This window comes from Aquabacterium humicola (genome assembly GCF_030167915.1).
In the GTDB taxonomy this organism is placed as follows: Bacteria; Pseudomonadota; Gammaproteobacteria; order Burkholderiales; family Burkholderiaceae_C; genus Pseudaquabacterium; species Pseudaquabacterium humicola.
The window spans coordinates 1-11,782 of sequence record NZ_JARGNB010000023.1 but is presented as its reverse complement, the minus strand read 5'-3'; the positions used below and the strand labels follow the sequence as shown (position 1 = coordinate 11,782).

Genomic DNA, 11,782 nt, shown 5'->3' with positions numbered 1-11,782 from the left:
GATCTCTTCCATCGTCGCCAGGAAGACGTCTCGCTTCGTCGGCCTGCGGTACTGCTCGTACTGCGCGTTCCGGTCGGCCGCTACTGCAAGGGTCTGCTGCTTCATGTCGCCTTCAACGCATTGCGTCGGTCCGTGGTCGACTGATACTTGATCAGCATTGCCTTAGGCAGCCATCGCGGTGGAAGAACGCCGCGGGGTTACCGCTTACTCATGCCCGCCGAAATGTGCACCCGTCGAACTCAACAACTGAAACGCGCCCCGCAGACGGTAGAAATAATCTCGAGGCTCGTTTCGATGAGAATGCGACACGAGGCATCCGACTAAGGTCTATCGCGCTTTCCCGCAACTGCACTGCTTGGGGATCGGCGGCTGGCCCCCAGTCGCGCTTCAGTTGCTTTATCCACCCGAGGGGCACCATGACGCGGCGCGCTATCGGAACTGACAACCGGAAACATTACCTGTCGAACTCATGATGCGGAAAATGCTCGATCAATTGCTGGCAACCTTGCCTGATATCGCTCTAAGAGCGCGACTGGCACGCATGACCACGCCCCTGGCGAAGGCCTGCGCGGCGGTAGCTGCGGCCGTCACCCTAAGTGGCGCCGGGCATGCCGCCCTGATCGACCGCGGGAGCGGAATGATCTACGACACTACGTTGAATCTGACTTGGCTGGCGGACATGAACTACGCCAAGACCACTGGCTACGATGCCGATGGGAAGATGAATCCGGACGATGCTCTGCTGTGGGCCAACGATTTGGTGTATGGGGGCTATGACGACTGGCGCTTGCCAAATCTAAACCCGTTCGACTCGAGTTGCAGTGCGTCATTTCATCCCGGCGGCGGCTACGGAGTAATGTACCAAGGCTGGAACTGCGTCGGCGGCGAACTTAGTCACCTCTTCTGGGTCGACCTTGGCATCAAAGTTGGGGAGTCGGTGCTGAATTCGACCGGCGACACATCTGAGCAAGTAGCCAACCTGGCGCTCTTTTCTAACGTGCAAGACAGTACCTTGGTTTCTGGCACCGACTACGCACCGGACTCGGTCTTTTGGTGGTACCTCAGCATCTACCCAGGGGGTGGTCAGTTCATTGGCGAGAAGCTCACGTCCCAGGGGATGGCTTTGGCAGTCCGTCGAGGAGACGTGAGTGGCTGCGGTGACTCAAGCCATGGCTGTACTGTCCCGGAACCGCAAACACTACTACTTGCGTTGATGGCACTAGGTGCCTCAGTACTCGCTGCGCGCAGACGACCTCCACGCTGAGGCGACGGCGGGGCGCTGAGTTGGCGGTGCCATGCATACGTTGGGGGCATGCACAGGATGACTTTGACGGCGGACGAACGGTGCGAGCTCAAAGCGGTGATACGCAAGCGGCATGGCAACGCGGCGCTGGCGCGTCGGGCGCGATGCGTGCTGCTTTGGGCGGACGGCGAGCGGCGAGTGGATATCCGCACCAAGCTGGCCTGCAACGATGCCTTTGTCACGCGCTGGACGAAGGCCTTCGAGTTCCAAGGCTTGGCGGGGTTGGTGTCGTTGCACCCGGGCCGCGCGCCCAAGCAGCCGGTGGAGAAGTTGGAAGCCCGAGTGCTGAACAAGACGCTCAAGCACAAGCCGCGCGATGGTTCGACGCACTGGAGCAGCCGCAAGCTCGCGGCCGAGCTGGGTGATGTCTCGTTCTCTGCCGTTCAGCGCGTCTGGCGCAAGCATGGCCTGCAGCCGCATCGGCTGGAACGGCACATGGTCTCCAACGACCCGGACTTCGAGACCAAGGCGGCCGATGTAATCGGGCTGTACTTGAACCCGCCGGCGCACGCCGCCGTGTTCTGCGTGGACGAGAAGACCGCGATACAAGCGCTCGACCGCAAGGACCGCATGCTTCCGCTGTCGCCGGGCCGTGCGGAGAGCCATGGCTTCGAATACAAGCGCAACGGCACGCTGAGCCTGTTCGCGGCGCTGAACACGGCCACTGGCGAGGTTCTGGGCAAGACCGCTGCCAGGCACACCAGCGAGCAGTTCGTCGCCTTTCTCGAGGAGGTCGTTGCCAGCCAAGATCCACGTGATCTGCGACAACGTCAGCAGCCACAAGACCGGTCTCGTCGAAGAGTTCCTGAGCGCACATGAACATGTCCACATCCACTACACGCCGACTTATTCGTCCTGGCTGAACCAGGTGGAGAACTGGTTCTCGCGGATCCAGCGAGACGTGATCAGCCGCGGCGTCTTTACGTCGGTCAAGGATCTCGACAAGAAGCTCCTGCGCGACATCCGTCAGTACAACAAGGACCCCAAGCCGCTGAAGTGGAAGTAGACGATCCGTCGCGGCGACACCGCCAGTTCTTCTGATTCAGTGGACTAGCATTGCCCTAGAGAACGCGTAGCCATCATGGAGTCGCTCCCATCTGCAACCGATGTCTTGCGCCGATTGAGCGCGATCGGCATACATCTCCCGGCAGATCGTGTCCGAATCGGCGGTTACGGTGACTGTCCGGAGTTGTCGGAAGAGCTCATCACTTTGATTCGGGAAGGGCGCAAGCGCGCCGGGACGAGTCTTCTTTGGGCGATGGAAGCTGAAGGCGAATTGCTGCCCGACATCGGTGACATTGAAGTCGTGGTTGATCATCAAAACAGTCCAGCAGTTGTTACACGCGTAGTGCGTGTCGAAGTGCTGCCCTACGAAAAGGTCACGGCTGACTACGCTGCGATCGAAGGCGAGGGGGACGGCTCGCTCCAATACTGGCGGGACGGCCACTGGGCATTCTTCGCTCGGGAGTGCGCGCGTATCGGTCGTCTCCCCTCACGCGAGATGCCAGTTGTTTGTTGTGTCTTCGAGGTGCTTCACGTAATTCCGCACAGCGATCCTTAAGATGAGGTCTTGCGGGACGATCAAACAAGGGCGCAGCTCGTTGATCGCTTCTCGTTGTCCGCTGACAACCGACGACCTCCTTGGCAGCCAGTAGTCCGCGCGGTGCGTTCTTGGACCATCAACCTCGCCTAGGGACGGACTGAACAATGAGTGAAATGAGCGTCCAGCCTGAGCTGTCAGTGACGGAGTTGCCGCGATGGGCGCATCGGGCCGCAGCGGAGAGGCCTTCGGGGCCGCTTCGGCCCTCACTTCGGCGCTCAAGAGACACGTCGGGCATGGAGCGTCAACAGACGCCTCTTGGCGATCACGATGTTGGCCAGGCCGAACAGACTAAACATCTGTGCGGCGTTCTTCGCCAGCCCTTTGTAGCGGGCCTTGCGGTGCCGGAATAGGTTCTTGACCACACCTGATCAGCAAGATGATTCAGCCGCACGAAGGACCTGCATCGGGCACGGGCCGGCCTGAGACGCAGCCCGTGCAAGTCGTTCGAGAATCGCGCGCAGATCGAATCTGCGGTTGAACAGGCATTGCACTTGACCAAGAGATCGGTGCGCGTACTTCCTGAAGCCAAAGGCGTGATAGGTGCCCGCCAGCGACGTCTTGACGTTGCCGAGCACCGTGTTGACGGCGAGGAAGGCGGGGCTCTGACGCTGGCCGCACCGCCGCCGGTGACCTCACGGTCGTGAACGGCGCCCATTGAGGCAGCCACGGTGAAGCAACCCAGACCGTCGGAGACGACGGTCAGCGGCAGCGCCAGGCTGGCGGCGATGAAGTTCTCGACTGCAGCCTTGGTGAACGGCCGGGCCGACAAGCACGCCAGGTGCGGGCGGCCGTCTTCGGCAGTCTGCACTGCCACGACGAACGGCACCTTGTTCTCGGAGCCGCGGCCAGTCTTGCCGCCGCTGCGCTCCCCGCCGAGGTAGGCGTCGTCGAGTTCGACGCGGCCGCTGAGTTGCCGGTCGGACTCGGCCAGCGCCATGGCCTGCAGCAGCTTGTGCTTCATGAGCCAGGCGGTGCGGTAGCTCACGCCGAGTCGGCGTGTCAGTTCCAGGGCCGAGACGCTGTTCTTCGCCTGGGTGAGCAACTGCATTGCCAGGAACCAGCGCGTCAGCGGCAGTTTGGTGGCCTCGAAGACGGTGCCGCTGGTCACGCTGCATTGGTGCTGGCAGCCGGCGCACTGCCAGTACAGCCGGCCCTCGCGACGGAACGAGGTGCGCGCTTGCAGGACGCCACAGACCGGGCAGACGGAGCCGCGCGGCCAGCGCTCGGCAACCAGCGCCGCCTCGCACTGCTCCTCAGTTCCATAGCGGTCCATGGACTCCGGCAAAGACAGCCCCTTCTGGAACTGGACTCGGTTCATCGGCATTGCGCGTCTCCTGGTTGGACACGCCCATCGTCGGTCTTCAGTGGCTCGTAGCGTGAGCCTGCTGAGCTTGCTCGCTAATCAGGAGGCGCTGAAGATCGACGGAGGTCCTTGAGGCCCACACAAATGAATCGCAAAGACTTCGATAGTGCAGCATTGCTTTAACTTCACTCCGTGACACTGGGCTACTCGACAATGGACAAGAGATCCCCGATGAACTATCAACGCTCCAACCTCCTCGTGTTCGCGCCGGGGAGTCCGCTCCGGCGCTGGCCAGCACTGCTACTGTGCGCGGCGGTACTGGCCGGCTGCGGCGGCGGCGAGTCGGGCACCGATGTGGCCACGGCGGACGCAAAGCGCAGCGCGCTGTCGGCCGCCGACCAAGGCGAGCTGATCCTGGAAGGCAGCGCCGCCGTCGTCGCTGATGGCGCCAAGGCCGAGCAGCGCACCGGCTACCTGGCCAAGGGCGGCTTCGTGCTGCGCAGCACCCGGCGCGCGTCAAGGTACTTGTCGCCTCCGTCATGCAGCCATCGGTTGAATATCTCCTTGGCGCGCGGCCGCTGCGACGACGGAATCGCGTTCAGGGTTGAGGGTGACGGTTGCGATATGGGACCAGTCGCGCGTGCCGCGTGACCAACGCGCCGGGTTGCGGTCGCGAGCCTGGAGATAGACCTCGTGCCTGGCCGCGAGGATCGCGATGTCTTCGCCCGCATGGCGCTGGGCCGGGCTGACGTAGCGAATACCGCTGTGCCTGTGATCGTGGTTGTACCAATGCACGAACTGGCGCGCCCACTCGCGCGCGGCGCGCAAATCCGTGAAGCCTCCAGCCGGGAACTCCGGTCTGTACTTCGCCGTGCGGAAGAGGCTTTCGACGAAGGCGTTGTCGCCGCTCACGCGAGGCCGCGAGTACGAAGGCTTCACGCCCAACCACCACAGCATGGCCAGCACCGTGGTGGCTTTCAGCGTGGCGCCGTTGTCCCCATGCAGCACGGGTCGCTCGTCGCGTGGCATGGCGTGAATGCCCTCGGCCAGCGCGGTGCGCTGCACGAGCCGCGCGGCGTGGTCGCAGTCGTCGTCCTCGTGCACCTCGAAGCCCACGATCTTGCGGCTGAAGACGTCCAGGATCAGGTACAGGTAGAGCCAGCGGCCGGCGACTTCGGTCGGCAGGAACGTCATGTCCCAGCACCACAGCTGGCGCGGCGCCGTGGCCACGTGGGTGGTCGGCGGCCGGCTCTTGCGTGGCGCCTTGGCGCGCCCGCGGTGACGCGTCTGTCCCTGCGCGCGCAGCACGCGCTGGAAGCTGGACTCGCTGGCGATGTAGACGCCCTCGTCGGCCAGCGTAGGCACGATGCGCGCGGGCGGGAGGTCGGCGAAGCGAGGCTCGTTGGCCACGCTCACGATCTGCGCGCGCTCGCCATCGCTCAGCGCATGCGCGGGTACCGGCCGCACGGCTCGTGGCCTGCCATCGCCCGATTCCAAGCCTTGGCGGGTCTTCCATCGTTGCAGGGTGCGCGCGGTGATGCCCATGACCTCGCAGGCCGGTTCCAGCCGCGCACCGGCGTCGCGGGCTGCTTCGATGTCTCGGGCAATTTCCTGGCGATCTTCGAGGCCGATAATTCGTCCTCGCCCTTGTTCCTGTTGAAGATCGCCTCGGCTTTTTTTGACAGCACCAGCAGCGCCGCCGTCTCGGCCAGAGCCTTGTCCTTGCGACGCACCTCTCGCTCGAGTTCCTTGATGCGCCGGCGATCCTCCTTGGTCTGCGAGGGACTGGCGCGTGCTTCTTCCGGCGCGGCCAGCGCCTGCGTGGCGCTGTCGCGCCATTGCTGCAGCTGCTGCGCGTACACGCCGTTCTCGCGACACCAGGCGCTGCGTGAGGCGTCGTCCATCGCCGCGGTCGTGATCACCGCTTCGAGCCGCGCGGCGGCAGTCCACACGCGCTCCTTGACCGGTCTGGACAACGACTCCGAGCGCCACCGCTCCAACGTATCCACGCTCACCCCGATCTCACGCGAAACCGCCTGCAGCGGCGCGCTCTCCGGCGGCGGCAACCGGGCCACCGCTCTGTCCTTGAATGCTTGTCCGTATCGAGCCAATGTCTTCTCTCATCCACGCCCCCGAGTTGTTGAAACGATGGTGGGGGGCGGCGCCTTCGGCACCGCAACAGGCTGTGGATTTGTGGACGATGCGCTTCGCGCACCGGCCGACTTGCCGTGGACAACGCATCCGCGTTGCCCACCGCGCTGGCCTTCGACCACAAGCTCCACAGCCTCCCACCACCATCAGTGAACCAGGGTCAAAGCCCAGGTCGCTATCGGGGCGACAAGCATTCTGACGCGGGGGGGATGCACGGGAGTCCGCGGCCTGGATCGGCTTGGTGCCGCGTCAAACGGGAACTGGCGGTCGCATCCGGCAGCTGGGCATAAGCAGGCGAGGTGACGCCTACTTGCGAACTCTGTTGATGCACGGTGCGAGGGCGGTTGTCAGATCAGACAGGGCAGAGACCTGGCCTTGGTTGGCTGCTCTGCTCTACAGTGTTGCGGTAGCTGCCGTCGCCAACAAGCTCGCCAGGACCATCTGGGCCGTGCTCGCGCGAGGACAGGCTTGGCGCGCCCAGAGTTGGCAAGCAGCCTGAGCTCATTGAGCACATGAACAGCCGCTCTTGAAGGAGCGCAAGCGACCACGCGTGTGATGGGCCAGACAGGTCAGACCGGGACGGGGACACTCCGATAGGGAATGGGGCGAGGCAAGCCCAATGATCAGATGGGAACCTCGTCGGCGAATGCCATCAGGGCCAGCATGCTTGTTCGCCTGCGCAACGGCCGGGATATAAGACTGCAGCCCTGCCTCCTGACTCAGCACACGAGGACGTCACTTGCGATCCGGGAGGCGCCCATATAAGCGTTGCCCTAATGAGCCTCATTGCCAGGCGCAAGCGTTGCCCCTCGGCGCCCGCGCAGTTCCGCCACCTGACCCAATGAACGCAGAAGTTCCACTTTCGAGAACGGCTTGCTTAATACGGCGCATCCAGACGAAGACAATGTACGTGTAAGCTCCTCGGACAGTGAATCTCCCGTCATGAATATGAAAACAGGTGGATCTGGCAAGCTTGCCAATGAACGCCAAATTGATATTCCGTCCACTCCCGGCATCCTGATGTCGCAAATTACCGCGTCGAAGTTCACGCGGGCCAAATGATCTAGCACCGCTAGCCCGTCTGTGGCGGTGCAGTCAACGTTAGCCTCGTCCGCGAGCATTGCTACGACGGTTAACGCGACATCAATCTCATCATCCACAACAAGAACTCTTAGCGGAATGGCACTTCCTAGCATAGACCGTTCTTGCATGCTTGCACTCGATTCATCCACAGAGTCAGCGGTTCCGGCATAGGGTACGCGGAATTCAAACTCCGCTCCGCCTTCGAATCGCCTGGGCAGGAGAATCAAGTCACCCCCGTGCTCAAGTGCAATAGCTCGCGATGTCGACAAACCAATTCCAGTGCCAGCCCCTTCAGGTTTTGTCGTGAAGTAGGGCTCAAAGATCCTCGGCGCAAGGTCTGCAGGCACGCCTGTGCCGTTGTCAGTCACGCGAATCCAAATGTACCCATCCCCAATACCGGACCTCAGGCAAACTTCGCGCGGCCCCACCAAACTGCCAACGGCGTACTGCGCATTCACGAGCAAGTTTAAGATCGCCTGACCAATCCGATCGGGCTCGGCCTCCACTTCTGGCAAGTTCGGATCAAGATCGCATACCGCCCTGATGCTGTGAGTGCGAAAGCCGTAAGAGACAATTTCAAGCGCCGCTCGAGCCACTTCGTTAAGTTGAGTCCGCATCCTCTCTGCTGGCTTGTGCCGAGCCAGAGCCAAGAACGTCTTTACAATTCTTCCGCAGCGCTCGGCCGCAATTCTTATCTTGGCAAGTTCTTCCCGGAGGCTAGCCCTATCAGCCTTTTCTTCTATTAGTGCGGAGCGCCCCACTACAATTGCTAGCGGATTGTTCAGTTCGTGCGCCACGCTCGCCAAGAGGCCGCCCATAGCACCCAACTTTTCACTTTGGCGAATTACCTCGCGTTGCCGATCGATTTCGCGTGCTGACTCGATTGTTTCCGTGAGGTCGACTATCGACACGGCAACAAATACACAGTCTTCTGTCCTTGCCAGCCAGAAGGCGACCTCAACGGGAAACTCCCGCCCGCTTTGACTTCGCCCGGACAGCTGAACCTTTCTGCCGTTCCTCGACTGCTCCAGGCGTGCAAGGTCTACCGCATCGCCTAAAGGCGAGATGTACAAGTTGAGAGGCGTCCCAAGCGCACGAGCCCGAGAAACGCCGAACAATCGACTCGCAGCACTATTGAACTCAATGAGATGCCCAACCTCGTCTATTGCCACAATTGCGGTATGGGAACAGTCCATAATTGCCGCGCACAGAGCTTCTCTGTAATGCACCCGCCTTTGGGCGGCCCTTTGGGCAGCAAACGTCGCGGCAATGGTATCCACCCAGCCCTTCCAAGCAACCGGGACGACCGGCTTCTGCGCCCCGGGATTTCGCGACAACTCGTTCATGTATTGCATTGCCCTAGATGAAGGAACTACAACGAAGCGAGCCAATGCGTACTGTCCGGCAACAAATACAGCGACGAGAAGGGCCGCGAGCAGCGCATTTGGAACAAGGCTTGCGATAGTCTCCCTTTGTACTTCGGCGTGTCGAACAATTAGGAGGTACGTCCATGACTCGCTGCCACCTCGCGCACTGCCGAGTATCCATCCGCCCTCTGAAACTAGGGTCCCCGGGCGCTGCAACGATCGCGCAACAGCCTCGATATTCACGCCAGGCGGCAAGCGAGAGGCGATGTCGAGCCGAAGCCGCAGTTTTTGGTCTTCAAGAGCGTTGTGAACATCTGTTGCGCTGCTTATGCGGGTTTGGCCGACCGCTGGGTGGTAGCGGGTATTTGAATCAACTAGTACCACAGGGCTCATTCCGCTACCTAACGCGGTGCGCTCTGCCACAACATAGTGGTGACCGATAGAAGAGGTTCTCCACTTTTCCACTAAGGAGACCAAGGCGGAAATATTCACGCCGATCGATAGCCGGCCAAGGAACGCGCCATCCTGGCCTAGGACGTTGCGCGAGTAGACCGCGTAGGTGGCCTGGGTCGCACTATCCTGAAACGGTTGGGTCCAGAAGGAGTTGACCCCTGGATTAGCGGACATGAATTCGACGCGACGTGACGCCAGTTCTTGAACTACACCTCGGAGTTCCTCCAGGCTGCTTATCCCCCATGTCTTCAAGGCCTCAGTGCTGGATAGCCACGGGTGACCAAACTCAACCTGGCCGCTCTCTCCACGAAAATACGCGTACTTTGAGTTTGGGCTTCTCTCAAGCGCAACTCGCGCGTACTCAAGGAACGACGCCGATCGTGAGACCCAGTCTCCTGGAGGCGGCTCCCCGGTCGGGCTGGTCCAGAAGAAATACCCGAATCGGTTTCGCATTTCGGCTCGGAAAGGGTCGCTCGTATAGCCGTCTGCCTTTCCACTCTCGAGAAAGCGGGGACGAATACTTTCTCGGTACTCAAGCATGGGTCTTGGAGGATCAGTCCATTGAGTTTCGAGAAGAGACGCCAAATCTCGCGCCTGATCCACTGCGGGCCCCGTTACAAGGTCGAGGTTGGCCGCGCGCGTTTCGAGCAGCTGAACCAGATTGGCGAGCAACTCGCTCCGCCTTTGATCATATTGAATGATCGTAGCTACCGCAAGCAGCGTGAGGACTGGCAGAGCAAGCCATCCGAGCAGGCGTGTTCCCCAAGGGGCATTTGATGACCCATTGTGCAGGGCGGGCGTTGGCATGCAATATTCCCCATGCAAAACACGGCGTTTGCGCCGCCGCGAGCACGACTGCTCGTAGACCGGGGATTCTGCCACGCATCGTGCTTGCGGTGAATTGACTTCCAGAGCCGCCCGCCATGAGGGGAAAATGTGACGCCTGCCGAAGTGCTCAATCGCCTGTCGTGCGACGGACACTCCGTGGGAAGGCCGATCAGTCGCTTGTGGAGCGTCGGGGCTACAACTGAAACCCCATATGCAACGATTGCAACCGGTATTGTGTGGCTTTGCGGCGTATAGTTCTATACCGGCTGCAGCTGTTGGGGCTGATCCCATAAGGGCGGCCATTCCTCTGTCTTCCTTTTGGGCCTTCTGGGCCATTCAGACCATGACGTCGTTCGATGTGGCGCTAATCCCATTGATGGGGCTGCTCACCGTGATTGCTTTCATGGTCATCCTCGCAATGAGGTCGAAGCCCGACCCGGAGTTTATCGAATCCAACGTGCCAGAGTTGGCCGCGGCGTTGCTCCTTACAAGCTGTCAAGGATGTGGTCTTCAACTACCCCAAAGGGCCGCTCTTGCTGCTTGCGATAACAGCCGTTTGTGCGACGAATGCGAGGCGCGAACACCGCCTGCCTAGTTGGCAGACGTGAGGTTGGCGGTTCCGATGGCTTCCGGCTTCAGGGGCCGATCGTCGGCCACGGCAAGTAAACCGTGCTATAGACACTCTGCGCGCATGGCGGTTTGACGCGAAGGGCTCGTCGACAGTTCTATGGAACTTTGATCGTTGTTTAACAGTGCCGTCAACCGGCTCGGCCGGCGTCTTTCCCAAAGTCTCTGCACTTCAACCCTTGGACTTGCCATGATCCGCCACATTCGCATCGATTCCCGCATCCGCCAAGCTACGATTGCCGCCGCGCTGGCGAGCTGTCTCACTGCGAACGCTGTGCCGCTCGCGGTCGACGGCAGTGCGAATCCGCTGCCTGGCACCAACGAAGCAACTGATCCGTCCCTGACTCCGGCGATTGGTGGTCTCGTGGCTGACAGCGAAACGACGTTCGCCTACGCCGCGTACGACGGCACGCTGACCGATGGCGCAATCTCATCGCGTGTTGTTCGTCGGTCGGACACCGGCACCCTTGACTTCTACTGGCGGGTGAGCAACGCGCTTGGAGGCCGCGGCCGCGTCAACGCCTTTAGCATCTTTGGCTTCGACACGGCTACCTACGAAGGCGACTTCCGCAACGATGCCTTCCTTGGCGGGGACGTGCCGCCGACGGTTGCCGCGATTTACCTAGGACTGAAGCAGATTACCTTCTCGTTTGGCGTGCCAGGAATCGATGACGGCCAGCAGTCGCACTGGTTCTACCTGCGCTCGAACGCCACCGACTTCACCGCAGGCACGATGCGTTTGTCGTCCTACAACCCGCTGCCCGAGGGCGACGCCATCCTCAGCGACCTCTTTGAGGCCTACGTTCCGTCGACGGGCATCCAACAGGTGAGCGAGCCGGGGAGCGTTGCGCTGACCGGGCTCGCATTTGCGACCGCGTTCGGCCTTCGTCGGCGCAAGCGCGGCGTCAATCCTCCTGCGCCCGTGTCTGCAGTCTAAGGCAATGCTGATCAAGCCACCGATTTCAGTCGCCGCGGCAGATCGAGTGCGGAACTGATGATTTGTGGGCGAAGTTGGACGGCATTCGAGCTCCGCATGGGATGTTTCGACACTCGGGACATGCCGC

6 protein-coding genes and 5 pseudogenes are annotated in these 11,782 nt (G+C 61.3%); 6 read left to right on the top strand and 5 right to left on the bottom strand.

Annotation, left to right across the window (positions count from 1 at the left end):
- Positions 1–105: pseudogene (locus tag P1K89_RS32770) on the bottom strand (IS5/IS1182 family transposase); the annotation flags it as partial.
- A 376-nt stretch (positions 106–481) separates the two neighbouring features.
- Here P1K89_RS32770 and P1K89_RS32765 point away from each other — a divergent pair.
- The 3 genes and pseudogenes from P1K89_RS32765 (at position 482) to P1K89_RS32755 (ending at position 2,864) form a co-directional block, all read left to right on the top strand.
- Positions 482–1,264, top strand: coding sequence for a PEP-CTERM sorting domain-containing protein (locus P1K89_RS32765; protein WP_284620740.1), 783 nt, complete (start codon positions 482–484; stop codon positions 1,262–1,264).
- 48 nt (positions 1,265–1,312) lie between these two features.
- Positions 1,313–2,344, top strand: a pseudogene (locus P1K89_RS32760) (IS630 family transposase).
- Positions 2,345–2,384: 40 nt separating this feature from the next.
- A complete protein-coding gene (locus P1K89_RS32755; RefSeq protein ID WP_284620739.1) occupies positions 2,385–2,864 on the top strand; it encodes an ASCH domain-containing protein in 480 nt (159 codons plus the stop codon).
- Positions 2,865–3,121: 257 nt separating this feature from the next.
- Here P1K89_RS32755 and P1K89_RS32750 read toward each other — a convergent pair.
- Positions 3,122–3,268: pseudogene (locus P1K89_RS32750) on the bottom strand (IS5/IS1182 family transposase); the annotation flags it as partial.
- Positions 3,269–3,274: 6 nt separating this feature from the next.
- A pseudogene (locus P1K89_RS32745) lies at positions 3,275–4,230 on the bottom strand (IS1595 family transposase).
- A gap of 210 nt (positions 4,231–4,440) precedes the next feature.
- On the opposite strand from P1K89_RS32745, the gene P1K89_RS32740 reads away from it, so the two are divergent.
- Complete coding sequence (locus P1K89_RS32740) at positions 4,441–4,860, top strand: hypothetical protein (RefSeq protein WP_284620738.1); 420 nt, start codon at positions 4,441–4,443, stop codon at positions 4,858–4,860.
- On the opposite strand, the gene P1K89_RS32735 is transcribed toward P1K89_RS32740, so the two are convergent.
- A protein-coding gene (locus P1K89_RS32735; protein ID WP_284620737.1) for an IS3 family transposase occupies positions 4,747–6,320 on the bottom strand; the annotation gives its coding sequence in 2 pieces (ribosomal slippage) (positions 4,747–5,882 and positions 5,882–6,320; 1,575 coding nt in all). The two genes, P1K89_RS32740 and P1K89_RS32735, sit on opposite strands and share 114 nt — an antisense overlap.
- 254 nt (positions 6,321–6,574) lie before the next feature.
- Between P1K89_RS32735 and P1K89_RS32730 the strand changes: the two are divergent.
- A pseudogene (locus tag P1K89_RS32730) lies at positions 6,575–6,859 on the top strand (transposase); the annotation flags it as partial.
- A 274-nt stretch (positions 6,860–7,133) separates the two neighbouring features.
- Here P1K89_RS32730 and P1K89_RS32725 read toward each other — a convergent pair.
- A complete protein-coding gene (locus tag P1K89_RS32725) occupies positions 7,134–10,070 on the bottom strand; it encodes a hybrid sensor histidine kinase/response regulator (RefSeq protein WP_284620736.1) in 2,937 nt (978 codons plus the stop codon).
- An 838-nt stretch (positions 10,071–10,908) separates the two neighbouring features.
- Between P1K89_RS32725 and P1K89_RS32720 the strand changes: the two genes are divergently transcribed.
- Positions 10,909–11,655 carry a PEP-CTERM sorting domain-containing protein gene (locus P1K89_RS32720; protein ID WP_284620735.1) on the top strand — a complete coding sequence of 249 codons (747 nt, stop codon included), beginning with the start codon at positions 10,909–10,911 and terminating at the stop codon, positions 11,653–11,655.
- Positions 11,656–11,782 lie beyond the last annotated feature (127 nt).